General features: G+C 43.7%; 26 protein-coding genes, 1 riboswitch and 1 other annotated feature. All 26 genes read right to left on the bottom strand.

Going from position 1 to position 25,313, the window contains the following annotated elements; translation table 11 throughout:
- Window positions 1-3: 3 nt before the first annotated feature.
- The 26 genes from H7F25_RS06410 to sepF all read right to left on the bottom strand — a co-directional run bounded on the left by H7F25_RS06410 (window position 4) and on the right by sepF (window position 25,312).
- On the bottom strand, window positions 4-507 hold the full coding sequence (locus H7F25_RS06410; RefSeq protein ID WP_185854396.1) for a precorrin-2 dehydrogenase/sirohydrochlorin ferrochelatase family protein: 504 nt from the start codon (window positions 505-507) through the stop codon (window positions 4-6).
- Complete coding sequence (locus H7F25_RS06405; RefSeq protein ID WP_185854395.1) at window positions 488-1,273, bottom strand: sirohydrochlorin chelatase; 786 nt, start codon at window positions 1,271-1,273, stop codon at window positions 488-490. Before H7F25_RS06405 ends, H7F25_RS06410 begins: the two co-directional genes overlap by 20 nt.
- Before the next feature lie 74 nt (window positions 1,274-1,347).
- Window positions 1,348-2,103 (bottom strand): uroporphyrinogen-III C-methyltransferase, encoded by a 756-nt coding sequence (gene cobA, locus H7F25_RS06400; RefSeq protein ID WP_044330719.1) that lies wholly within the window; start codon window positions 2,101-2,103, stop codon window positions 1,348-1,350.
- A gap of 29 nt (window positions 2,104-2,132) precedes the next feature.
- Entirely contained in the window at window positions 2,133-2,726 is a 594-nt protein-coding gene (gene cysC, locus H7F25_RS06395) for an adenylyl-sulfate kinase (protein WP_044330722.1), read from the bottom strand.
- A gap of 15 nt (window positions 2,727-2,741) precedes the next feature.
- Window positions 2,742-3,878, bottom strand: a complete 1,137-nt coding sequence (gene sat / locus H7F25_RS06390) for a sulfate adenylyltransferase (protein WP_172881061.1) — start codon at window positions 3,876-3,878, stop codon at window positions 2,742-2,744.
- 57 nt (window positions 3,879-3,935) lie between these two features.
- Window positions 3,936-5,000, bottom strand: coding sequence for a sulfate permease (locus H7F25_RS06385; RefSeq protein WP_185854394.1), 1,065 nt, complete (start codon window positions 4,998-5,000; stop codon window positions 3,936-3,938).
- A gap of 13 nt (window positions 5,001-5,013) precedes the next feature.
- Window positions 5,014-5,715 (bottom strand): phosphoadenylyl-sulfate reductase, encoded by a 702-nt coding sequence (locus tag H7F25_RS06380; RefSeq protein ID WP_024426945.1) that lies wholly within the window; start codon window positions 5,713-5,715, stop codon window positions 5,014-5,016.
- Between the two features lie 45 nt (window positions 5,716-5,760).
- Entirely contained in the window at window positions 5,761-5,865 is a 105-nt protein-coding gene (locus tag H7F25_RS06375) for a DUF2292 domain-containing protein (protein ID WP_369810469.1), read from the bottom strand.
- Between the two features lie 116 nt (window positions 5,866-5,981).
- A riboswitch (SAM riboswitch) is annotated at window positions 5,982-6,084 on the bottom strand.
- Between the two features lie 168 nt (window positions 6,085-6,252).
- Window positions 6,253-6,891, bottom strand: coding sequence for an orotate phosphoribosyltransferase (gene pyrE / locus H7F25_RS06370; RefSeq protein WP_185854393.1), 639 nt, complete (start codon window positions 6,889-6,891; stop codon window positions 6,253-6,255).
- Between the two features lie 7 nt (window positions 6,892-6,898).
- Window positions 6,899-7,603 carry an orotidine-5'-phosphate decarboxylase gene (gene pyrF / locus H7F25_RS06365; protein WP_185854392.1) on the bottom strand — a complete coding sequence of 235 codons (705 nt, stop codon included), beginning with the start codon at window positions 7,601-7,603 and terminating at the stop codon, window positions 6,899-6,901.
- On the bottom strand, window positions 7,575-8,507 hold the full coding sequence (locus tag H7F25_RS06360; RefSeq protein WP_185854391.1) for a dihydroorotate dehydrogenase: 933 nt from the start codon (window positions 8,505-8,507) through the stop codon (window positions 7,575-7,577). Before H7F25_RS06360 ends, pyrF begins: the two co-directional genes overlap by 29 nt.
- Complete coding sequence (locus H7F25_RS06355) at window positions 8,501-9,277, bottom strand: dihydroorotate dehydrogenase electron transfer subunit (protein ID WP_024424228.1); 777 nt, start codon at window positions 9,275-9,277, stop codon at window positions 8,501-8,503. The genes H7F25_RS06360 and H7F25_RS06355 overlap by 7 nt, the downstream gene beginning before the upstream one ends.
- The gene (gene carB / locus H7F25_RS06350; protein WP_034623677.1) at window positions 9,274-12,489 is read right to left on the bottom strand and encodes a carbamoyl-phosphate synthase (glutamine-hydrolyzing) large subunit; all 3,216 of its coding nucleotides are present in this window, start codon (window positions 12,487-12,489) and stop codon (window positions 9,274-9,276) included. Before carB ends, H7F25_RS06355 begins: the two co-directional genes overlap by 4 nt.
- Window positions 12,474-13,568, bottom strand: coding sequence for a carbamoyl phosphate synthase small subunit (locus H7F25_RS06345; protein ID WP_185854390.1), 1,095 nt, complete (start codon window positions 13,566-13,568; stop codon window positions 12,474-12,476). Before H7F25_RS06345 ends, carB begins: the two co-directional genes overlap by 16 nt.
- Complete coding sequence (locus tag H7F25_RS06340) at window positions 13,565-14,851, bottom strand: dihydroorotase (protein ID WP_185854389.1); 1,287 nt, start codon at window positions 14,849-14,851, stop codon at window positions 13,565-13,567. Before H7F25_RS06340 ends, H7F25_RS06345 begins: the two co-directional genes overlap by 4 nt.
- Window positions 14,835-15,758: an aspartate carbamoyltransferase catalytic subunit gene (locus H7F25_RS06335; RefSeq protein ID WP_185854388.1), complete on the bottom strand. Its 924-nt coding sequence runs from the start codon at window positions 15,756-15,758 to the stop codon at window positions 14,835-14,837. Before H7F25_RS06335 ends, H7F25_RS06340 begins: the two co-directional genes overlap by 17 nt.
- A gap of 130 nt (window positions 15,759-15,888) precedes the next feature.
- On the bottom strand, window positions 15,889-17,217 hold the full coding sequence (locus H7F25_RS06330; RefSeq protein WP_025092549.1) for a solute carrier family 23 protein: 1,329 nt from the start codon (window positions 17,215-17,217) through the stop codon (window positions 15,889-15,891).
- A gap of 155 nt (window positions 17,218-17,372) precedes the next feature.
- A complete protein-coding gene (gene pyrR / locus H7F25_RS06325; protein ID WP_024424234.1) occupies window positions 17,373-17,915 on the bottom strand; it encodes a bifunctional pyr operon transcriptional regulator/uracil phosphoribosyltransferase PyrR in 543 nt (180 codons plus the stop codon).
- Window positions 17,916-18,085: 170 nt separating this feature from the next.
- Window positions 18,086-19,000: an RluA family pseudouridine synthase gene (locus tag H7F25_RS06320; protein WP_024426940.1), complete on the bottom strand. Its 915-nt coding sequence runs from the start codon at window positions 18,998-19,000 to the stop codon at window positions 18,086-18,088.
- Complete coding sequence (gene lspA, locus H7F25_RS06315) at window positions 18,997-19,464, bottom strand: signal peptidase II (protein WP_024424236.1); 468 nt, start codon at window positions 19,462-19,464, stop codon at window positions 18,997-18,999. Before lspA ends, H7F25_RS06320 begins: the two co-directional genes overlap by 4 nt.
- A gap of 94 nt (window positions 19,465-19,558) precedes the next feature.
- A complete protein-coding gene (locus H7F25_RS06310) occupies window positions 19,559-19,933 on the bottom strand; it encodes a TraR/DksA family transcriptional regulator (RefSeq protein WP_024424237.1) in 375 nt (124 codons plus the stop codon).
- Between the two features lie 160 nt (window positions 19,934-20,093).
- Complete coding sequence (gene ileS, locus H7F25_RS06305) at window positions 20,094-22,859, bottom strand: isoleucine--tRNA ligase (protein ID WP_185854387.1); 2,766 nt, start codon at window positions 22,857-22,859, stop codon at window positions 20,094-20,096.
- A gap of 59 nt (window positions 22,860-22,918) precedes the next feature.
- Window positions 22,919-23,153: a binding site (T-box leader), on the bottom strand.
- Window positions 23,154-23,214: 61 nt separating this feature from the next.
- Window positions 23,215-23,709, bottom strand: coding sequence for a DivIVA domain-containing protein (locus tag H7F25_RS06300; RefSeq protein WP_008344947.1), 495 nt, complete (start codon window positions 23,707-23,709; stop codon window positions 23,215-23,217).
- Between the two features lie 26 nt (window positions 23,710-23,735).
- A complete protein-coding gene (locus tag H7F25_RS06295) occupies window positions 23,736-24,512 on the bottom strand; it encodes a YlmH family RNA-binding protein (protein ID WP_024424239.1) in 777 nt (258 codons plus the stop codon).
- Between the two features lie 53 nt (window positions 24,513-24,565).
- Window positions 24,566-24,769, bottom strand: a complete 204-nt coding sequence (locus H7F25_RS06290; protein WP_175579127.1) for a YggT family protein — start codon at window positions 24,767-24,769, stop codon at window positions 24,566-24,568.
- Window positions 24,770-24,853: 84 nt separating this feature from the next.
- Window positions 24,854-25,312 carry a cell division protein SepF gene (gene sepF / locus H7F25_RS06285; RefSeq protein WP_024424241.1) on the bottom strand — a complete coding sequence of 153 codons (459 nt, stop codon included), beginning with the start codon at window positions 25,310-25,312 and terminating at the stop codon, window positions 24,854-24,856.
- Between the last annotated feature and the right edge of the window lies 1 nt (window position 25,313).

Here is a 25,313-nt window from a genome sequence, read left to right as displayed (position 1 = left end):
ATTTTATCGGCTTTTTCTTTGTCGTTTTTTTCTTTCGATGTAAAGGGCATCAAGTGCGTCAATATCCTCTTCTTCAAGCAAGGATTCAATTGCCGCAGCCAGCTGTTTTGTCCGGGCGGGGCTAGCACCGCTTGTAGAGACTGAAATCGTCACTTTTCCTGCTTTGACAACCTTCGGCATCATCACATTGCCGAGCTCAGATTGGCTCACACAATTCACGAGCTGGTGAGGCTGCGCTGTTTGTGCAATCCATTCATTTACCGAAGGGTCGTTTGTAGCAGCTACAATGAAAAACGCATCCTTCAAATCTTCAGCGCCCACCTTCTTTTCCTTCCAATTCAATGCGTATGTATCAATGAGGCACGCCATCTCTTCAGAAAGGTCAGGACTCACAACAGTTAGATGGCAAGACTCCGTACACAATGCCTTTGCTCTTCTTAATGCGACAGATCCGCCGCCGGCGATGACCACTTGTTTATTGGTTAAATCAAGATGGACTGGAAGCATGGCTTTCTCCTCGGAAACGAAACGCATCGTCTTTGTTTAAAATGGTTTCTAGCACTCGTTCAATATAAGCCGCTTTGACATGCGGATGAAAGCCAATATACCGGCATACCCGGACATCTTTCAGCCGCTTTCTCGCCTGAGCGGCTTCACTTTCAATTTCTTTCATTAAAATCCCTGTAAACAGTAAGTAAGGAACGATATAAACAGGCCCATCGTCATCTTCTGATAACTGCGCGAGAACATCTCGATAATTTGGCTCACATGCTGTAATAAAACACGGAAGAACCTCTGCATGCGGAAGCAGGCTTCGGACATCGTCTGCAATGCCAAACACATCTCGCTTCACCTCCGGATCAGAACTCCCGCGGCCAATTAAAAGAATCCGAGCGCGCCCGCCTTGATATCCTGCTTCTTTAATTCTTGCGGCAACCGCTTTTGTTACTTCTTGATTCACCCCGATCGGCTTTCCATATGTGACCTTCACTTGCGGGAAACGCGCGCGCACTTTCTCAATTTCGACCGGGATATCCGATTTGGCATGCATGGCAGTCAAAAGGAGGAGCGGGACGATTGCAATGTGTGTCGCTCCTTTTTTCACACAGGCCTCAAATCCTTCTTCTATAGAAGGGTCCGTCAGCTCTAAAAAACAAATTTCTTGTATATCTGCTTTCACTAACGGCATACAGCTTTTCATAAAAGAAATGGCCTTATCTTGTGCTTCTTTCACCCTGCTTCCATGCCCAACATAAAGGACAGCTTGTTTCATGCGGCTCCTCCCTCTCACTTGTTTTCATCAGACGAAAAGACACGATGTATGTACGTGTCTTTTCTCTACCATTCTCATTTCTCGATTAATGCGGGTTCAAACCAGTTCAGCTTTTGATGAAAATGAACGACATCTCCAACAACAATTAAACTTGGATGCTCGATCCCTTCTTTTTCAACGGTTTCAGCCAGTGTCGTAACCGTACAGCAAGTAGTCTTTTGCTTCGTCGTGGTTCCCCAGTGTATAAATGCAGCGGGTGTTTCAGGGTCCCGTCCATTTTTCAAAAGCAGGCGCTGCACTCTCTCGACGTTTTTGACACCCATGTAAATCACAAGAGTATCAATTCCTGTAGCCAGCGCCTCCCACTTTTCTTCAAAATGTTCATCCTTTTGATAGTGACCCGTGACAAAAGCCACATTTGAGCTGAATTCACGATGTGTCACAGGGATGCCCGCATAAGCAGCTGCTGCAATACCAGAAGTAATTCCCGGGACGACCTCATACGGAATTCCGTGCTCAGCTAAGCATTCGATTTCTTCACCGCCACGGCCAAAGACAAAGGGGTCGCCGCCTTTCAGCCGAACGACAACGTTCCCTTCCTTTGCATGAGCCACAAGCGCTTCATTGATGGCTTCCTGCCTCATTGTATGATGATTTGGCAGCTTACCGCAATAAATCAATTCCGCCTCCGGTTTGGCGTGGGCGAGAATTTCTTGATTGACAAGACGATCATATAAGATGACATCTGCCTGCTGTATCGCCTTATGGGCCTTTAATGTGATTAAATCTGGGTCACCGGGTCCAGCACCCACAATGTATACTTTCCCCATCTTGCTTTTCTCCCCCTGCCATCAGGCGATTATTTCGTTGTTCCTTTTACATAATCAACAAGACGCTGTTTGGATTCCTCACGGGATAATTCCCCTGTATCTAATACGAGCTCAGGCGCAGCGGGCTCTTCATACGGTGAATCGATTCCAGTGAAAAACGGAATTTCACCGTTTCTGGCCTTTTTATATAACCCTTTTGGATCACGCTCTTCACACACGTTCAAATCACATTTGACAAACACTTCGTGAAATTCTCCATCTTCGACTAACTGTCTAACAATGTGGCGGTCTTCTTGAAATGGAGAAATAAAAGCAGTGATGACAATCGTTCCTTGCTCCACAAATAATTTCGCCACTTCTCCGATTCGGCGGATGTTTTCTTTTCTATCATCATCTGAAAACCCTAGATCTTTATTGAGTCCGTGCCGCACATTATCACCATCAAGCACTGTGACTTGGTAGCCTTGTTCAAACAGCTCTCTAGCGGCTGCATTTGCGATTGTTGATTTGCCTGACCCGCTTAGACCTGTAAGCCAGATAATGCCGCTCGTATGATTGTTTTTCTGTTGATATTCTTTTTTTGTAATAGATGAATCGTGCCACACGATATGTTCGTTGCTCATGTCATACCCCTCCCATTAAGATACCGTCGTTTTTAATCCTTCAATTAATGTTTCAATAACTTCTTTTCGGCTGAACGTACTTGGTGGTAATTCACCGTTTCTCAGCATCGTTCGAACCTTTGTACCTGAAAGAATGACATGCTCGCTTTTATCGTGAGGACACGTTTTTGGTGTGGCCATCGCTTCACATGTATTACAGTAGAAGCTGTGTTCAAATTTTAATGGCGTAATGCCGATTTCTTCGCTTGTAAATTGATCAAAGAGTTCCTGCGCCTCGTATGTGCCGTAATAGTCACCAACACCTGCATGATCTCTTCCGACAATAAAATGGGTGCAGCCATAATTTTTACGCACTAGCGCATGAAAAATGGCTTCCTTTGGTCCAGCATAACGCATTGCAGCAGGAAAAACACCTAAAAAGACGCGGTCTTTTGGATAATAACCGTTCAATAACACTTGATAGCTTTTCATTCTCACATCTGCCGGGATATCGTCAGATTTTGTTTCACCGACAAGCGGATTTAAAAATAAACCATCGACTGTTTCCAGTGCTGTTTTTTGAATATATTCATGAGCACGATGAACAGGGTTTCTCGTTTGGAAACCAACAATGGTTTTCCAGCCGTTTTCTTTAAAATGACGTCTTGTTTCTTCTGGCTCATACGTAAATTGAGGGAATGGTTTTTCACTGCGTTTCGTCAGTGTAATTTTTCCGCCAATGTAAGTATCGCCGCGTTCAAATAATTTTTTCACGCCTGGATGATTGCGGTCATCTGTTTTATAGACATTCACCGCTTCTTTTTCCTTATCTGGTGTATATTGATCCTCTACTTCAATGACCCCATATACAGTTCCATTGTAGGATAAGCGCACGATGTCGCCTTGATGGATTTCCGCCGCCTTTTCTTTTGTCACTGGCAGTGTAATAGGAAGAGACCAAACGATACCACTTGCTAGCCGCATACTGCTTACAACTGCTTCATAATCAGCTTTTGTTAAAAACCCTTCAATTGGACTATATCCGCCAATTGCAATGAGTTCAAGGTCCGCAAAGGAAATCGCATCTAGTTCAATTTCCTTCGCAGCCGTGCTGAGATCATATTCTTCATTTACTCGATTGATTAATACGCCACCATGTGGTGTTAAACTCATTTGTTCATCTTCCTCTCAATGTTCATATTTATTAGATGTTAATAGTCGGATTTATGGTTAAATCCCGCCGCCCTGTTCATGAATAGAGCTGCTTTCATTTTTGACTGCTTTCATCAGACTCAGTGCACCAAGTGAGGCAAGCAGTACACTCATCATGATAAAGATAGAGTAATAGTCTCCTTTTAAGAAAAGGCTCACAAGCAAATACGATAGGCTGAGTGATAAGAAAGGTGAGACCACCCATACCTTCAGCATTTTTTTCACCACATGTTTGTGAAAAATGTTAGGCCCGCCTTTTGCCATTCCAAGCCCGATAATAGACGAGGAGGTGATTTGCGTAAGTGGTACGGGCAGCCCAAAAATAGAGCTGACGATGACAAGCCCGGCACCGGTACTCGAAAGTAAAATCCCTTCGCCTGTTTGATAGCGGGTAATTTTCTTTCCGTTTGTTTCCAGCACTCTTCTGCCTAGCAAGAGGGCCCCTGCTGCGACGAAGATTCCGCCGTAAAGTGTTCCCTGCCCAACTGACAAAACGCCTGAAGCGACGAGCGGGCCGACAGCATTTGCCACATTGTTCATACCGGCTGAAAATGCCTCTAAAAATCCGCTGAGAATTAATACGACAGATAAAATAGCTGTGCCTTTTTTAGACAGTTTTCGTTTAGGGAACATTCTGATGATTTTGACGACAGTAAAGGTAAACAGAAAGGCGAAAAGCGGGATGATGACCCAAAATGCCACAATCACTAAAATGGATTTCACAAACAATACTTTATACGCGACTGCCACACCAACCACAGCCCCTACTGTGACCTCGCTTGTTGATAAAGGAATCGCCATCAGATTCGCTATGAAAAGTGATAGTGCAGCAGAAGCAATGATAATACAAACGATTTCAAGTGTAATGACTGATTCTGGCATAATACCAGAGCTGATCGTTTTGACGACCTCACCGCCGCCAATCACTGAACCTGCTAAAATCCCAACTGCACAAACGCTGAGCGCATAAATAGGCTTTTGAATGGCACCTGATCCATACGCAATGCCCATAGAAGCAGCTGCTCCGCTTGCGCCTATGTTTAAAGCAAAAAATAGACTAAATAAAATTGCGGCGATTTCCATACATTATGCTCCCTTACTCATGTAATCCGCACTCTGTCTTGGCTGTTCCTGACCATCTGCCAGAACGCAGATCATCTGCAGTAAATGCTGGCTGTGTACATGGTGCACATCCGATACTTGGATATCCTTGGTCATGCAGCGGATTATAAGTAAGTTCCTCTCTAGATGCATATCTCCATATGTCCTTCCACGTCCAATGGATGAGCGGACATACTTTCACTGATTTGAATTTTTCATCCTTATTTAAGAAATTCGTCCCTGCTCGTTTTGGTGACTGCTCTCTTCTTAAACCGGAAAGCCATGCTGGATAACCAGAGAGGGCTTCTTGCAAAGGAATGACTTTACGCATATGGCAGCAGCTTTGAGGATTTGTTTTCCATAATTCATCACCGTGCTGCTCATTTTGCTGTTCAACCGTCAGCTCAGGCGTTTTTAGTACAATGTCTAAACCCGGGTATCTTTCCTTTACCGCATCAATTGTGTCGTAAGTTTCTTTAAAATGCAGACCTGTATCTAAAAAGACAATTCTCGCATCTTTTTTTACTTTTGCAATAAGATCAATCAGGACGATGCCCTCGATGCCAAAGCTGCACGCATACACGAGCTGGTCACCATAATGACCGTACGCCCATTTCAGTACAGACAGGGCTCCTTTATACAAATCATCCTCTTGAAATGTAATGGACGGCTCTTGCCAATTTTCATAAGTTAACATGATTTCTCCCCTTCCGGAGTACCGCTCATATTGCTATTTTTCGCACTACTTCAATCTAATTTTTTCGTTTTTTTCCACTTGAATCACTTGACCGTCCTGAACAATTAACGTAATTGAACCAAATTTCATATCCCCAATCAGTTCTTGCATATGCTTTACTAAGTCCTCATCCTGATTTTGTTTCACTTCCATCTCCTCTTCCTCCTCACCGTTAAAATAAAAAAACTTTCTTTCAGTCCGAAAGAAAGATGAGGAAGCTCACGATTTCCTTATCTTTCAAAATAGAATCATTTTGCAGGAAGTAGCACCTTGCGAATCGCAGGTTGCCGGGTTTCATCGGGCCAGTCCCTCCACCTCTCTGGATAAGAGTTTCAATTTGTCTTAAATATTAACACAATTCAAACAAAAGTCAACCCGACTTTATTGATAGGATTAGTTTTTATTAAAATTTGAGTCTATTTTACTATTTTTACCCAAATAAAAAAGCCGTGCGGGCAGGCACAGCTTTTGAAATTGCTAACGATGGACTTTGACTTTTTAGACCGTTTCTTCCATCCAAGATTCAGAGGAAGGATCTTGTCTCCAGCGTTTTAGTTTGTTCATCGCAGACGGCTCAATCGCTTTCAGTTCAAGTGCCACGTCTGTCAATGTGTCATAGTCTGTCAGGGTGACATATGGAATATTTTTTTCTTGAAAAGCGGCCGCTGCTTTTGGCAGTCCGTATGTGAAGATTGCGGCAACTCCTAGTACCTCGCAGCCCTCAGCTTGAAGAGCAGCAACCACTTCCAGCACACTGCCTCCTGTGGAAATAAGGTCTTCGACGACGACAACCTTTTGGCCTTTCGATACGGCCCCTTCAATTTGATTTCCTTTGCCGTGTGCTTTCGGCTTACTTCTGACATAACACATCGGGATGTTCAAGCAGTCTGCTGCTAATGCCGCATGCGGAATGCCTGCTGTTGCAGTACCCGCAACAACCTCTGCACCCTTAAAATGAGTGAGAATCAAATCTTTTAGACCTTCCGCAATGTCGTGTCTGACTTCTGGATATGATAATGTGAGGCGGTTATCACAATAGATCGGTGATTTTATACCGCTCGCCCATGTAAACGGTTCGTCTGGTTTTAATGAGACCGCTTTGATTTGTAATAGATGTTTCGCGATTTTTGATTTCATCTGGCAGTCACTCCCACTCTTTCAAAATTTGATGATAGGCTTCTATTGGTTTATCAGCTTTTGTGATTGATCTTCCGACAACAATTTGTGAAACACCTTGCTCTTTTGCATAGGCAGGTGTCGCCACACGCTTTTGGTCATCGGTTTGATCATTCGGTAAGCGAATACCTGGCGTTACAGTGAGAAAGGAGGGTGAGATATGTTCATGAAGTGCTTTAGATTCATGAACAGAGCAAACAACCCCGTCCAGCCCACTTTCATATGCTAATTGTCCGTACCGGATCACAGTCTCTTGCAGCGGACGGTCAATGAGTAATTCTTTTCTCATCATGTCTTCTGACGTACTAGTCAGCTGGGTCACTGCAATAATGCCCGGGCGGCTTTGTCCAGCAGGAGTCCCGCTTTCAAGTCCCTCTAACGCAGCCTGCATCATTCGTTTCCCGCCAGCCGCATGCACATTGACCAAGTCAACGCCAAGTGCGGCAAGCCGGTTCATCGCTTTTTTCACCGTTGTTGGAATGTCATGTAATTTTAGATCGAGAAAAATGCGGCAATTTTTTTCTTTCAGCGCTTCAAGGATGGCAGGTCCTTCTTGGTAAAACAGCTCCATGCCGACCTTCACAAATAATGGTGTCCCTTCAAAGGGATCTAAAAAGGCAAGCGCCTCCTGTCCTGAAGGAAAATCAAGCGCGATGATGGGCAAGTGCTTCATGTTTCCAGCTCCTTCCGATACATTCCTCTACAGATGAATAACCATATGCTGTTAACACATTTGGCAGCTCTTCAATGATTTCCGGGCAAATAAATGGATTCACAAAATTGGCTGTACCGACAGCGACTGCACTTGCACCTGCTAGTAAAAATTCAAGTACATCTTCAGCACTTTGCACTCCGCCCATTCCGATAATCGGAATAGAAACCGCTTGACTCACCTCATGCACCATACGTACAGCGACAGGTTTGACAGCTGGTCCTGATAATCCGCCAGTTTTATTGGCAAGGATGGGTTTCCCCGTTTTTAAATCTAAACGCATCCCAATTAATGTATTAATCATGGTGAGTCCATCCGCTCCAGCAGCTTCAATCGCTTGAGCAATCTCTACAATATTGGCTACGTTAGGTGACAGCTTGACATAGACAGGTACAGACGAGACTTCCTTGACCGCTTTTGTCAATGACGCCGCCATATTTGGATCTGTACCAAAGGCAATTCCGCCTGTTTTCACATTTGGGCAAGAAATATTCAGCTCAAGGGCATGAACATTTTTTGCTTGGCTGATTTGCTTGGCTACTTCAACATAATCATCCACCTGTGAGCCAGCAACATTCGCAATAATAGGCGTATCAAACTGCTCGAGCCAAGGCAATTCATTTTCAAGCACGCCTTTTAGACCTGGATTTTGAAGGCCGATTGCATTGAGCATACCAGCTCCTGTCTCAGCAACCCTTGGAGTCGGATTGCCAAATCTCGGTTCAAGGGTTGTGGCTTTGATCATGATACCGCCCAGCAATGATAGGTCATATAAGGATGCAAATTCTCTCCCGAATCCAAAGCAGCCTGATGCAGGGATAATTGGATTCTTTAATGATAATCCCGGTAACTCAACGTTTAGCATGACAATGCCACCTCCTCTGCTTTAAATACAGGTCCATCAAGACACACTTTGACATAAGGTTTGTCGAGCTGATCGGTATGACAGACACATGCAAAGCAAGCACCAATCCCGCAGCCCATTCGTTCTTCCATCGAAATGTAGACAGGCTTATCAGGATACGTGTCTTTCAGCGCTTTTAGCATAGGTGTTGGACCGCAGGAAAGCAGCACATCAAAGCTCAGGTTTTGCTCTTTTATCACATCTGTTACAAAGCCTTTAGCACCGTATGTGCCATCAACCGTTGCAATAAACGTATCGCCGAGTGCTTGAAATTTTTCCTCGTAAAATACATCCTTTTTCGACTGAAAGCCGAGGACATGCTTTACGATGACACCTTTTTTCGTTAAACGCTTAGACAGCTCATATAGAGGCGGTACGCCAATTCCGCCGCCGACTAGTAATGCCGTCTCTCCGGGCTTGACGACTGAAGGATCATACCCGTTTCCAAGCGGCCCTAATACATCGACTGATTCTCCCTCCCGCTTTTGGGAGAGGAGCTTTGTGCCCTCTCCCTCTGCGCGGTAAATGATGGTTGCTTCTTTTTGCTCGGCATGAATGTTGGCAATACTGATCGGTCTTCTCAGCAGCGGTGTCATCGATTCACTGACCTTTAGATGAAGAAATTGTCCAGCCGTTTGAAAGGAGTCCACAAGGTCACCTTGTAATGTCATTTCGTAAATATGATCAGCGATCTCTCGGTTCGAGACGACCGTCAAGTATGCTTTTTTCATATCGTTACTGTCACCTCAGCATTCGTTTTCACTTCTGGCATTTCATCCGCTCTAAATGTCATGCTCTCAAGCACTCTTAAAATGGCTTCTGCTGTATCTAGTGACGTTAAGCAAGCCACTCCGTTTTCAACAGATTCACGTCTAATTCTAAAGCCGTCTCTTGCCGGCTGTTTTCCTTTTGTTAATGTGTTGATCACGAATTGGGCTTCCCCGTTTCGAATGACATCAAGAAGATTTTTGCCTTCTTCTCCAATTTTGCCGACCACACTTGATGGAATGGAGGCTTGTTTTAAATAATTCGCCGTTCCTTCTGTTGCTAAAATATGATAGCCGATCGAATGGAATCTTCTTGCGATCTCAAGTCCTTCTTCTTTATCCTTATCAGCCACTGTCAGAAGAACTGTTCCGTCATTAGGGATTTGAATGCCTGATGCAATCAATCCTTTATAAAGGGCTTTTTCGATCGTGACATCTTTCCCCATGACTTCGCCTGTTGATTTCATTTCAGGCCCGAGTGTAATATCCACTCTTCTTAATTTTGCAAAAGAGAAGACTGGAACTTTGACGTACACCCCTTCTTGCTCTGTGTGAAGGCCTTCTTCGTAGCCATAATTTTTGAGCTTGTCTCCTAAGATGACTTTTGTCGCAAGGTTGGCCATCGGAATGCCCGTAATTTTACTTAAGAAAGGAACTGTCCGGCTTGATCGCGGGTTCACTTCAAGGACATACACTTCACCTTTTGATAGGACAAATTGAATGTTCAAAAGCCCAATAATGTTGAGTCCTTTTGCAAGCTTGATCGTGTATTCTGCGATCTTTGCTTTGATGTCCTCAGACAATGTTTGCGGCGGATAGACCGCAATCGAGTCACCAGAGTGAACTCCGGCTCTTTCAATGTGTTCCATAATGCCTGGGATTACGACAGTTTCTCCATCAGACACGGCATCTACTTCAATTTCTTTTCCTGTCAAATACTTGTCAATTAACACTGGATGCTGCGGGTTGACCTTCACCGCATTCTCCATGTAGTGAAGAAGCTCAGCTTCTTGATACACAATTTCCATCGCGCGGCCGCCTAATACATAGGAAGGACGGACAAGGACTGGGTAGCCGATTTGATTGGCAATCGCTACTGCTTCAGGCACAGACGTTGCTGTTTTCCCTTTCGGCTGGGGCACGCCGAGTGTTTCTAACGTTTGTTCAAACTTGTCCCGGTTTTCTGCGCGGTCTAGGTCTTCTAGAGAAGTTCCAAGAATTTTAACCCCTCTATTTGATAATTCATCTGCTAGGTTGATCGCCGTTTGTCCACCGAACTGAACGACGACTCCTTCAGGCTGTTCAAGGTCGATGATATGCATGACATCTTCTACAGTGAGTGGTTCAAAGTAGAGCTTATCTGAAATACTAAAGTCTGTTGAAACCGTTTCAGGGTTGTTGTTTATAATGATCGCTTCATAGCCTGCTTGTTTAATTGCCCACACTGAGTGAACAGTCGCATAATCAAATTCAACCCCTTGTCCAATTCGGATAGGACCTGAACCTAATACGATAACGCTTTTCTTGTCTGTACGTTCTGATTCATTTTCATCTTCATATGTGCTGTAGAAATAAGGTGTCTCTGATTCAAATTCTGCCGCACATGTATCCACCATTTTGTATACAGGTACAATGCCTGCTTCTTGTCTTAGCTTGTAGACATCCGCTTCGTTCATCTTCCACTCGCGGCTAATGTAGATATCTGAGAAGCCTTTCTCTTTTGCTTCTTTTAATACATCTGTATTGCCTTTGTTTTCTTTTAATGTCTTCTCAAAGGCAATGATGCCTTCCAGCTTATGAAGGAAGAAGTAATCAATTTTTGAGAATTCATGTATTTGTTCGACTGTATAGCCTCTTCTAAGCGCCTCAGCGATATAAAATAATCGTTCGTCTCCCGCTTTGATAATCCGTTTTTCAAGCACTTCATTTGTGATATCTGCTTCATCTTTTAATTCAATGTGATGCACATCGGCTTCAAGTGAACGTACAGCCTTTAGAAGAGACTCTTCTAATGTGCGGCCGATTGCCATGACTTCACCAGTTGCCTTCATTTGCGTACCAAGACGTCTGTTCGCAGATTCAAATTTATCGAACGGCCAGCGCGGTATTTTTGAAACGATATAGTCAAGTGCCGGCTCGAAAGCTGCATAGGTTTTACCTGTGACTGGGTTCATCATTTCATCAAGCGTTAAGCCGACAGCAATTTTCGCTGCCAATTTGGCAATTGGATAGCCTGTCGCTTTTGACGCAAGCGCAGATGAACGGCTCACACGCGGGTTTACCTCGATGATATAGTATTGAAAGCTGTTTGGATCAAGTGCCAGTTGAACGTTACAGCCGCCTTCAATGCCAAGTGCACGGATCAGCTTAAGCGACACATTTCGAAGCAGCTGATATTCACGGTCACTTAACGTTTGGCTTGGGGCTACAACAATACTGTCACCAGTATGGATGCCGACAGGGTCAAAGTTTTCCATGTTACAAACAACGATTGCATGGTCACCGCTGTCTCGCATGACTTCATATTCAATTTCTTTAAAGCCTGCAATGCTTTTTTCAAGTAAGCATTGTGTGACTGGGCTTAGCTTCAGACCGTTTTCAACGATTTCCTTCAGTTCTTGCTCGTTTGTACAAATTCCGCCGCCTGTTCCGCCTAATGTATAGGCTGGTCTGACGATGACAGGGAAACCGATTTGATCTGTAAACGCCATCGCTTCTTCCAGGTTATGAATGATTTCACTTTCTGGTACTGGCTCATTTAGTTCATTCATTAAATTACGGAATAAATCTCTATCCTCTGCTTTTTGGATGGCTGACAGCTTTGTACCGAGTACTTCAACGCCGCATTCAGCTAATACGCCAAGCTCTGACAATTCAACAGCAAGGTTTAATCCAGTTTGCCCGCCAAGTGTTGGCAAGATCGCATCAGGGCGTTCTTTTCGAATGATTCGTGTTAAAAATTCTGGTGTCAGTGGTTCGATGTATACCTTATCAGCCATTTCTGTATCTGTCATGATGGTCGCAGGGTTAGAGTTCACAAGAACGACTTCATAGCCCTCTTCTTTTAGCGCTAAGCAAGCCTGTGTACCTGCATAGTCAAACTCCGCTGCCTGACCGATGATGATAGGACCTGATCCGATTACTAAAATCTTTTTGATGTCTACGCGTTTTGGCATACTTCTTCCCCTTCTTTCTCAGTCGTATGAATCATTTCCATGAACTGGTCAAATAAGTAGTTTGCATCTTCTGGACCCGGTGATGCTTCTGGGTGGTACTGAACAGTGAATGCTGGTGCTTCTTTATGTTTTAATCCTTCAATCGTATTGTCGTTTAGGGCAATATGTGTGACTTCGAGCACGTCTTCGTTAATACTGCTAACCGTGTAGCCATGGTTTTGAGACGTCAGTGTCACCTTGCCAGTTGCTAGTTCTTTCACCGGATGGTTTGATCCTCTGTGGCCAAATTTCATTTTTTCTGTGCTTGCACCGCACGCTAGAGCAAATAATTGATGTCCGAGGCATATACCAAAGAGCGGCACCTTTCCAATCAATTGCTGAATCATCTCAACGGCTTCCGGTACATCCACAGGATCTCCAGGTCCGTTTGAAAGCATGATGCCATCAGGCTTTAGCTGCAGCACTTCATCTGCAGTGACGTTGTATGGCACCACAATGACGTCGCAGTCACGTTTATTGAGCTCGCGCAAAATGCCGTGCTTCATGCCGAAATCGACAAGGACAATTCTTTTTCCTCTGCCTGGGCTTGGGTACGCATTTTTCACAGATACTTGACTCACTTGATCTGTTGGCAGCTGCAATGTTTGAAGGCGGCGGACAACGTCTTCTAATTGTTCATCAGGTCCTGCAAATGCCCCTCTTAAAGTCCCTGCACTTCGAATCATTCTAGTCAGCTTCCGTGTATCGATTCCGCTCAGCCCCGGAATGTTTTTCATTTTTAAATATTCATCGAGTGAATATGAAGAGCGCCAGTTTGAGGGCTTTTCACAAAGCTCTTTCACAATCAGCCCTTTCACAAACGGTGTGATCGATTCAAAATCGTCACGGTTAATGCCATAGTTGCCGATAAGCGGGTAAGTCAGTGTGACAATTTGTCCGCAGTATGATGGATCAGATAAAATTTCTTGATAGCCCGTCATCCCTGTATTAAAGACGACTTCTCCGACTGATGGTTCTAAGCTGCCAAAGCCTGTTCCTTCGAATACTGTTCCGTTTTCTAGCACTAAGCGTCTCTTCATTTTACTAGTCTCCCCTCTTCATAAACGACTTTCCCAGATGCAAGTGTCATGACCGGCCATCCTGATACAGTCAATTTGTCAAACGGTGTATTTTGCCCTTTAGATAAGAAGCTTGTTTTATCGATTGCCATTTCTTTGTTTAAATCAATAAGTGTGATATCAGCTATGTGCCCTTCTTCAAGCTTTCCGTATGGAAGAGAAAATGCTTCTGCTGGTTTAATTGTCATATAATCAACAAGTTCTTTTAATGTCCATTCGCCTGTTTTGACAAATCGTGTATACAGAAGCGGAAACGCTGTTTCAAGTCCCACAATTCCAAACGGGGCACGCTGCATGGTTTCGTTCTTTTCTTCTTCTGTATGCGGCGCATGGTCTGTTGCGATGAAATCAATCGTTCCATCTAACAGTCCCTCGATCAATGCCTCGCGATCCTCTGTTCCTCTGAGCGGCGGGTTCATTTTATAATTTGTATCAAGACCCGGAATGTCCGTATCACACAACAGCAGGTGATGCGGTGACACCTCAGCCGTCACACGGATGCCTGCTTTTTTTGCATCGCGTACGACCCGCACAGATTCTTTCGTACTGATATGACATACATGATAATGACAGTTCGCTGCTTCTGCTAAAAGAACATCTCTTGCAATATGCACCGATTCACAGATTGACGGTATTCCGTTTAACCCATTTGCTTTTGAAAATTCTCCTTCATGAACGCACCCGCCGTAAATGAGCGAGTTATCTTCACAGTGCGCCACAATCGCTTGATCAAGACTTGCTGCCTGTTTCATCGCTTCGTACATCATGCCTGCTGTTTGGATGCCGACACCGTCATCTGTAAAAGCAAAGGCGCCTGCTTCTTTTAGTGCTGCAAAATCCGTCATCTCTTCCCCAATTTGTCTCGTTGTGATGGATGCGTATGGCAGCACTCTCACAGATGAGGTCTCTTCGATTCGATTCATCAGCCATTCCATTTGCTCTTTTGTATCTGGAACCGGCCTTGTATTCGGCATCGCTGCAATCGTCGTATATCCGCCTCTTGCGGCTGCTTTAGAACCTGTTTCAATCGTTTCCTTTTTCTCTCCGCCTGGCTCTCTTAAATGCACATGCAGATCAATCAAGCCTGGTGACACAAATAGCCCTGCTGCATCAATAACCTCTTCTCCGTCTTCTCTTTCTAGGTGACCGATCGCTTGAATCACTTTTCCTTTTACCCTAATATCCTGCTGCACTCTTTCACCTGTGCTTGTTAAGATAAAACCGTTTTTAATGAGATATGACATAGACAGAATCTCTCCCTTTTTGATGTAGTGTGCTATTTTGAAAAGCTCTTTTTAATACGGCCATTCGGATATAAACACCATTTTCCATTTGTTTGAAAATCCTTGACTGCTTGGACTCTACTAATGAATCATCTATTTCAACACCTCTGTTTACTGGTGCTGGATGCATAATAATCGCGCGTTCTTTCATTTTGTTTGCTCTGTCTACTGTTAATCCATAAGTTGATAAGTAATCTTCACTGCCCATTTTTTCAGCGTGCCGTTCATGCTGGATTCTAAGCAGCATCACCACATCAGATTGTGCGATGGCTTCATCTACTTGGGCATACGTTCCGTGAGGGTTTTGTTTATCCTGGAAGGAAGCAGGTCCTGAAAAGAGGACTGTCGCTCCCAGCCTCGATAAAACCTCAGCATTTGATCTTGCCACCCTGCTATGTTTGATGTCTCCATGAATCGAAATCGTTAAGCCTTCAAAGCCGCCAAACTCTTCAAAGATGGTCATGAGGTCAAGCAGTGATTGGGTTGGATGCTGCCCGCAGCCATCTCCTGCATTGATGATGGGAATTCCAACCTTCCCAATCAGCTCGTTATAATATTCATCTGTACTGTCTCTGATCACACATGCCTTTACTCCGATCGATTCCAGTGTTTTTACCGTATCGTAAAGTGTTTCGCCCTTTTGAACGGAGGTGCTTGCCGCATCTAAGCTCAGGACATTCATCCCTAATTTCTTCTCTGCTACTTCGAAGCTAAAACGTGTTCTTGTGCTTGGTTCAAAGAAAAGGTTTGCCACAAATTCTCCGGCTAATCCATGTTCTTGTTTCCCCTTTTTGAGTGCAGCTGCTTCTTCAATCAGCTGTAAAATCTCTTCTTTTGATAAGCTGCTCATTGTCGATAAATCATTCATTTTTTCTTCCCCCTCTAGTTTTTCATCACTTTCAGGTTCAAAAAAACCCTAAGCCTCGGCAGCTTAGGGTTCTCCAAAAGAAGCAGCGGCACCTTCGTGCATTCTGCTCCATTTAGAACCCTTGTCAGCCTCACTGGACTTCTTTTAAAAGGTTTTCTGTATTTGATTCATTTGAGTTGTCATCTTCTGCTTTTTGATGCGGCAGGATCAGATTTAACAGGACACCCGTAATCGCAGCAAGTGCCATTCCAGATAGGGTGAGATTGATTTGTTTCACCTCAATGAATGCCCCGCCAATCCCAATGACTAGGATGACTGATGCGATAATGAGATTACGCTTTTCTTCAAAATTCACTTTATGATCAATCAGAATTCTCAAGCCGCTTGAAGCAATGATTCCAAAGAGCAGGAACGAAACGCCTCCCATCACCGCGGACGGCACTGTACTGATTAATGCTGAAATTTTTCCTACAAAACCGAAGCAGATCGCAAACACGGCTGCTCCGCCGATGACGAAGATACTAAACACTCTTGTGATGGCTAGTACGCCAATGTTCTCTCCATAAGTTGTTGTTGGTGGTCCGCCAATAAGTGAAGCGAAGATCGTCGCCGCACTGTCTCCTAAAATGGAACGGTGAAGACCTGGTTTTTTAATAAAATCTTGTCCTACAACCTTACTTAACACCACTTGGTGGCCGATATGCTCAGACATTGTGACAAAGGCTACCGGCACCATCACTGTGAGAATGCTTAAGGTCACAGCAGGTGTATAGTCGACAAATGGCACGACGAAGTCTGGTACAGCAAACCATTTTGCGTCAATGACCGGCTGGAAGTTCACGATGCCTTGTGTTAAGGCAAAGAGATAGCCGCTGATGATGCCGATTAATACTGGGATTAAGCTAAGGAATCCTCTTAGGAAAATCATACTGATAATGGTGACAGCCAGTGTGAAGCCAGCGACCATTAAGTGCTTGAGGCTGTAAACAAGCTCGGTTGCATTCGGATCAACATACATCGCCATGTTGACTGCTGTTCCAGCGAGTCCGAGTCCGATGACCATAATGACTGGTCCTACGACCACCGGCGGCAGAAGCTTCATCAGCCAGCCTGTGCCTAGCCATTTAATGAATAGGGCGATGAGTGCATAAGCGACACCCGCCATGAAGGCGCCAACCATTGCGGCTCCAGGGCCGCCTGTTGCTTTCACATTCAGTATGGGGGCGATGAAGGCAAAGGACGATCCAAGATACGCCGGAATTTGTCCTCTTGTGATGATTAAGTAAACAATCGTTCCCACACCGCTTGAGATGAGCGCGACGGCTGGACTCATATCAATGATTTTTGGTACAAGAATGGTCGCACCAAACATCGCAAACAAATGCTGCAGGCTAAGTGACAGCCATGTGAATGGTTTTGGAATATCTCGAATGCCTAAATTGGCTTTTTGCTGACTCATGATTTTCCTCCTAGATGTGTCCTTTTTCATTAAAAAAGCCTCTTTGCGAGTATGCGCAAAGAGGCCTAGATAAACCGGACACGTCATGTTGGCCGTGTGCTCGGTTTCTCTGTTATTGCCCTCTTTGCAAACTCTCTGGAATGCATTTAAAAAGGTTATTTTTCATATATAGCGACAAGGTCGTTTTGATCTACTTCATTGAGCTGAACCATGACTGTCTCTGCTTTTGAAGTCGGGATGTTTTTCCCGATATAATCCGCTCGGATCGGCAGCTCCCGGTGTCCCCGGTCAACGAGCACAGCCAGCTGAATGGAAGATGGTCTTCCTACATCTACAAGGGCATCCATAGCTGCTCTGACGGTTCTGCCTGTAAACAGGACATCGTCAACAACAATAAGTGTTTTGTCATTAATGTCAGCTGGTATGTCTGCACCCTTTACAAGCGGGTCTTGGTTGTCTGTCTTTTTTGTCAGGTCATCACGGTATAGCGTAATATCAAGTTCACCTACAGTGACTGGATTCCCTTCAATTTGCTCGATGCGCTCTGCAAGGCGCTTTGCAAGATGTATGCCTCTTGTCTTGATCCCGGCAAGGATGACATCCTTCATCCCTTTGTTGCGCTCAATCATTTCATGTGCAATTCGGGTAAGCGCTCTTCTGATCGCTTGTTCATCAAGAATGACTGCTTTTTGTTCCATCTTTTACACCTCTTTTTGACAAATAAAAAGCCCCTTCTGCAAAGGGCAGAGAGGGGCGTTCATTTGTGCATACGCGTGCACAAATTGATCCGTTATCCTTCTCAGCCTCTCTGGACTGTTTTAAAGAATCTCAATTTCTTCGTTTATTATTTCAGAAAAAGAACGGCCTGTCAATCGTTATTTCTTAATGAATCGATAAAAGCCTGCATATCAGCTGGAATTGGTGCTGTGAACTCGATATATTCTCCTGTTCTAGGATGATCAAATCCTAAAACACCTGCATGCAGCAGCTGTCCATTAAAATCGACTGTTTTTCTCGGCCCATATTTCGGATCTCCTGCAAGAGGGTAGCCGATATATTTCATATGAACACGAATTTGGTGTGTTCTTCCTGTTTCAAGGCGGCATTCGACAACTGTGAAGTCTTTAAAGCGTTCAATCACATCAAAGTGAGTAACGGCTTGTTTTGCATTTTCTTTTGTAACCGTCATGCTTTGGCGGTCTTTTTTATCTCTGCCAATTGGTGCATCAATTGTGCCTGTATCATGCTGGATAATACCGTGGACAACAGCCGTATACTTTCTTGTGACAGTTTTAGCCACCAGCTGATTGACGAGTGACTCATGTGCCATATCGTTTTTAGCGACCATTAACAGCCCAGACGTATCTTTATCAATTCGGTGGACAATTCCAGGACGCATCACACCGTTAATCCCTGATAAGTCTTTGCAATGTGCCATCAGTCCATTTACAAGTGTTCCTGACACATGACCTGGCGCTGGATGAACGACCATTCCTCGTGGTTTATTTACGACTAACACATCTGCATCCTCATAATAAATATCAAGATCCATTGGTTCTGCTTCTACATCTAGGGCTTCCGGATCTGGAATCTCCACTTTGATTTGATCTCCAGCTTGTACTTTGTAATTGGCCTTTACTTGTTTCCCGTTTACTTCGATCAGCCCATCTTTTACCCATTGCTGGACTTGGGTTCTTGACCATTCTGGTTCTGTCGTGCTTAGAAATTTATCTAGCCGTTCACTCGTTTGTTCTTCTGAAACGGCAATATTTACTTGATTCATGTAGTTGACTCCTTATTTTTCTTTCCATCTAACAGCATTTGAATGAAGAGCAGAATAACCCCTACACAGAGAGAAGAATCTGCAATATTAAAGATTGGGTAGTGATAATCGCCAAATACGAAATGAGCAAAATCAACCACTTCCTGACGGAAAATACGGTCGATAAAGTTTCCGATCGCTCCGCCAAGCATTAAGGCCAGCGCTACTCCCAGCAGCTTGTCCTTTTGTCCATGTTTTTGTAAGTAATAAACAATTCCCGCAATAACAACGAGTGTGATCACATAGAAAAACCACATTTGCCCTTGGAGAATTCCCCATGCGGCTCCTGAATTACGGTGAGACGTGATATAAAAGAATCCATCAATGACTGGAACAGAATCACCGAGCATCATATTTTTGACAATGAGCCATTTTGTTAATTGGTCTAAACAAATGATAACGAATGCGATTATGTAATAGAACACACACGTTCCTCCATCTTCATACTTTGATCTTTAAGCATTTTATCAAGAAAACAGGAAGGAGTAAAGAAACTTTAGTTGACAGACAAAAACCTCCCTACATGTGGAAGGCTTCAAAATGAGAATCATTTGATTCGTAAGGATAAGGAGTGAATGCTTTTTTCTCGTATTGCTTATGATATAAAAAGTCGTCAGCCGTGCGGGCGGTAGGAAGAATACTCATTTGTTCAAGCGGAATCACATCTCCTGTTGCCTCACATATGCCATAGGTTCCTTGTTCGATTTTTGCAATAGCGAGAGACACATCTTGCAGCTCTTCTTTGATGTGATAAAGAAGCGTGGTCGTTTTGACCTCATTCAACGTGACATGCTCAGCGGGTGAACGAAATGATGCGTATTCAAACAGTTTAGATTGCAGCTCTTCTTTCATTTGAAGGAGTTCCGTGTAAATCGTCTCTAGATCGCCATTCATGTCGCTATTTCAACTCCTGCCCTGTCGTGATAATCATATTGTTGCCCCGCCTGGTCACTTTAAAGCCATAAGATTTTTCCTTTCGTTCTAAACGCTGTCATTTTCTCATAAAAGAAAACGCCCCGCATATGACGGGGCGCCAGCTTGTGATATCGCATTGTTAATTTTGGTAATATTTCTCCACGATTTCAGCATTTTTCAGCGACAATGTTGGGTATTTCGGATTTGCACCAACGTCTTTTGAAATAATGCGGGAACGTTCGCACAGTTCTCCTTCTGCTTTTTGAACCACAATTCGTCCTGATACATATTCAGGCGCTGATGTATCTGCATGCTGCTCATCTTCTACCGTTAATTCAGAGATGATAAAGAGCTGCTTCACATCTTCTTTAATGGATGCAAGAAGGTTTTTCACTTCGTCTGTCGCATAAAGCGTCACACTTGCTTCAAGTGAACGTCCGATGACTTTCTCGTTACGCGCAATCTCCAGCGCTTTTAGCACATCATCACGTACTTCCATAAAGCGGTCAAACTTCGCTTCTGTTGCTTCAGCTTGAGGAACTGCCACACCTTCTGGCATATCTGTTAACTGAACACTTGGCTCTTCAACAAAGCTTAAGTGGCTCCATAATTCATCTGCGGTATGCGGAAGAATTGGTGCAGTCAGCTTTACTAAAGCCATTAATGTTTCGTAGAAGACCGTCTGCATGCTGCGGCGGTCTGGATGATCGGCATGCTCAATGTAGACGACATCCTTTGCAAAATCAAGATAGAAAGAGCTGAGCTCAATCGTACAGAAATTGTGAATCGCATGATACACGACCGCAAATTCGTAATCATCATAAGCTTTTTTCACTTTATCAATCAATTTGTTTAATTTGATCATGATATATTGATCCACTTCGCGAAGCTCTTCTACTGGCACGGCATTAACTGCTGGGTCAAAGTCAAATAGGTTTCCATGCAGGAAGCGGAAGGTGTTACGGATTTTACGATAGACTTCTGCTACTTGTTTCAAAATATCATCAGATACTGGATGATCGGCTTGATAGTTGACTGAAGATACCCAAAGTCTTAGAATCTCTGCACCAAGCTGCTTCGCAACCTTCGTTGGATCAATCGTATTGCCTAATGATTTACTCATCTTACGTCCTTCTTTATCAAGCGTAAAGCCATGGCTTAGGACACCTTTATAAGGTGCTTTTCCAGTGACAGCAACTGCTGTTGATAATGAGGAGTTAAACCAGCCGCGATATTGGTCAGAGCCTTCAAGGTAAAGATCTGCCGGACGGACTAGGTCGTCTCTTTCTTCTAAAACGGCTTGGTGAGAAGAACCGGAATCAAACCATACATCCATGATATCCTGCTCTTTTGTGAATTCACCATTCGGGCTGCCTGGATGTGTAAAGCCTTCTGGCAATAGCTCTTTTGCTTCTTTTTCAAACCAAATATTCGAGCCATGCTCTCTAAATAATTGAGATACATGCTGAATGGTTTCGTCCGTGATGATCGGCTCACCATTTTCCGCATAAAAGACCGGAATTGGAACGCCCCATACACGCTGTCTTGAAATACACCAGTCACCTCTGTCACGCACCATATTGAACAGGCGTGTTTCTCCCCATGCTGGAACCCATTTTGTTTCTTTAATATTGTCTAATAACGCTTCTCTAAAATCTTTAATGGATGCAAACCACTGAGCTGTCGCACGATAAATCGTTGGTTTTTTCGTTCTCCAGTCATGCGGGTAGGAGTGCGTGATAAAGTCGAGCTTTTTCAGCGCACCTTTTGCTTCAAGCTGTTCTGTGATGGCTTTATTGGCATCCTCGTAGAATAGTCCTTCAAAACCAGGCGCCTCATCTGTCATCACACCTTTTTCATCTACTGGACAGAGCACATCAAGACCGTATTTCATACCGACAATAAAGTCATCTTCCCCGTGGCCTGGTGCTGTGTGAACACAGCCAGTTCCCGCATCAGTTGTCACGTGATCGCCAAGCATCACAAGAGAATCTCTATCGTAAATTGGATGTGCTGCAACGATTTTATCTAATTCTTTACCTTTTAATGTTTTCACAACTTCGTATTCTTCAAAGCCGAGTGTTTTTACTACTTGTTCAACCAGTTCAGATGCAACGACATAACGCTCAGCACCGACTTGAAGAACACTGTACTCTAAGTTTGGATGAACACAAATGCCAAGGTTTGCAGGAAGCGTCCAAGGTGTTGTTGTCCAGATAATGAATTGTTCGCCGTTTTCAAGAACGCCTTTGCCATCTTTTACTTTAAACGAAACGTAAATCGATGGTGAACGTTTGTCTTTATATTCAATTTCCGCTTCAGCGAGGGCTGATTCACTTGAAGGAGACCAGTTAACAGGCTTTAATCCTTTATAGATATAGCCTCTCTTCGCCATTTCACCAAAGACAAGGATTTGCTGAGCTTCGTATTCAGGCTTTAATGTGACATATGGATTGTCCCAGTCTGCTCTAACGCCTAATCGCTTAAACTGGCTGCGCTGACCTTCAATTTGCTTCCAAGCATACTCCTCGCATAGTTTGCGGAATTCTGCTGTAGACATTTCTTTGCGTTTGACTTTTTTATTTTTAGTAAGAGCTGTTTCAATTGGCAGCCCGTGTGTATCCCAGCCCGGAACATACGGTGCATGATACCCGTTCATTGATTTAAATCGGACGATAAAATCTTTTAGGATTTTATTAAGTGCATGCCCCATATGAATGTCACCATTCGCATATGGAGGTCCATCATGCAAAATAAACGTCGGGCGTCCTTTAGTCCGCTCTAAAACCATTTGATAGATGTCTTTCTCTGCCCACTCCTCTTGGATTTCAGGCTCTTTGTTCGGCAAGTTCCCTCTCATCGGGAATTCTGTTTTCGGCATTAATAAGGTGTCTTTGTAGTTCATACCCATTCCTCCACATGCAAATTCTGATTAAAAAACAATAAAAAAAGCCCTCTCATCCCATAAGGGACGAGAAGGCTTGTCTCGCGGTACCACCCTTTTAGACAAGCGATATGAAAGAGCCGCTTATCCACTCTAAAATCGTAACGTGATCAGACGCCTTTTCTTACTGTTTTTTTCAGAAAAGGAACTAAAGGGGTGATCTCATTGCAGCGTCTCGTAATGTCAGGCTTCCACCATCCCTGATTCGCTTTATTACGCATGTGACAGCTGCGAGTGTCCCTTTCAAACGTTTATCTCTTGTTAATTTATGATGGTATTATATGCAACATGAGCACGTCATGTCAAGATGATGCGCTTATTCTTTTTCATCAAAGACAGCGTCTACTTCATATTCCAGTAAATGATCCCAATCGTCATTTTTCAGAAGATCAAGCTGCGCTTCGATGAGCATTTGGAAACGAGTTCTAAAGACCTTCGACTGTTTCTTCAGCTCTTCGATTTCCATTGCAATTTTTCTTGATTTTGACAGCGCTTCGTTGATAATACGGTCTGCATTTTTCTCTGCTTCACGAATAATCAATTTTGCTTCTTTATCAGAATGACGTTTTACGTCTTCTGCTGCTTCCTGCGCCACAAGAATCGATTTGTTTAATGTCTCTTCAATTGTTGCAAAATGACCTAGTCTTTCGTCAAGCTCGTTTACTTTGTCTTCAAGCTCATTCTTTTTACGAAGTACAATCTCATAGTCTTTACGTACTTGGCTTAAAAACTCGTTTACTTCATCTTCATCATAGCCGCGAAAGCTTTTTGTGAACGTTTTATTATGAATATCATTAGGTGTTAATGGCAACCTCGCCACCTCCAGATTCAAGTTCGTTATGTCAGAAGCTCAAATGTTACTTTGAATTTATCTTTTTTGGTCTTCCCATCAATCGTTTTGAGGCTAAAGCGGCCAAATCCCCGAACAGAGAGCTGATCGCCTTCACCGATTGTAAAGGAAGGGTCCTCTGTGACTTTCCAATTGACTTTGACAAGCCCATTTTTGACTAAAAGCTGTGCTTTTTGCCGAGACTGACGGCTGACAGCAGCACATACAGCATCAAGCCGAAGTGAAGAAATGGTATCTTCTTTGATATCAGTCTTCGTGATCACTGGCTTTATTTCTGCCTGTGTGATTTCCTCTAATGAAACGGCTGCTCTGCCGACATGTGTCAGCTGCGCCCGCACAAAATCGGCGACATCACTTGTACAAATAAACTGCACATCTTCCTCTGAAAATAATAGATCTCCGAATTTTTGACGCTTCAAGCCTGTCCCAATCAATGAGCCGAGAAGCTTCGGGTGTTCTAAAGAAATAAACTTTTTCGCATAGTTCACCTGAAAATATGACAGCTCAACATCTTGAATAGAAGGTTCTAAATAATCAGGATAAATGAGGGCTCTTTTGCGCTCCGCTCCCTCATACCCGCCAAAAAACATGATCCCAAGTTCTTCGCCATGCTGGATGACGGACTCAGTAATAAATTGCTCACGCGGATCAAGGAAATCTGTTAATTTCATTCGATATTGGTCGAGTGCGATTTTTTTCCAGCCTAACACTTGGTCGACAAATGGCTGTTCGTCTTTTCTAAAATGCTGATAGATATCGCTCATTTTGTTCCCCTCTTATGTAAAAGAGCCTGGCAGTGCCAAGCCCGGCAGCCTGTTTACATGAAGCGCACAATCATATTGTAAAGACCAGTTAGTCCATATGATGATGCAAAACGGATCACAAGCAATGCCACAATCGGCGAGATGTCAATCATGCCGATTGGCGGAATAATTTTACGAAATGGTTCTAAATACGGTTCGCAAATATTTGTCAGAAAACGGCCAAACACAGTTTCTCTTGCAGATGGCACCCATGACATAAAGATGTAAATAATAATCGCGAATGAGTAAATCGTTAATACCGTTCCTAAAATATTAAAAATGAAATTTAGAATCACTATGATTTACCACCTCTGAGGTTCTTCCTCTGTCAATAGCTCTGATATTGTACCAGATACATCTACATTATCAGGTGTGCAGAGGAATATATTCGAGCCAATACGCTGGATGTCTCCACCGATTGCATAAACGGTTCCGCTTAAGAAGTCAATGATTCGCTTTGCTTGATCATGCTGAATGCGCTGCAAATTCACGACGACTGCACGTCTGTTTTTAATATGGTCTGCAATCTCCTGCGCTTCTGCATAAACACGCGGCTCACTTAACACCACTTTAGAGGATTTTTGCACGCTTTGCAAGCTGACGACATTTTGTTTTCCTGTCTGCGGGCGATCTTGAAATGCTGCTTTATCCTTCGTTCCTTTTTCTTCTTGAACGGGTTCTCTTTCTTCATCAATATATTCGTACTCATACTCTTCATCGTCGAGAGTGAAAAAGCTTTTAAACTTATTTTTTATGCTCATG

Origin of the sequence: Bacillus sp. PAMC28571 (genome assembly GCF_014250435.1) — a bacterium.
Classification (GTDB): domain Bacteria; phylum Bacillota; class Bacilli; order Bacillales; family Bacillaceae; genus Bacillus; species Bacillus safensis.
This window is presented reverse-complemented; position numbering and strand designations above follow the sequence as displayed.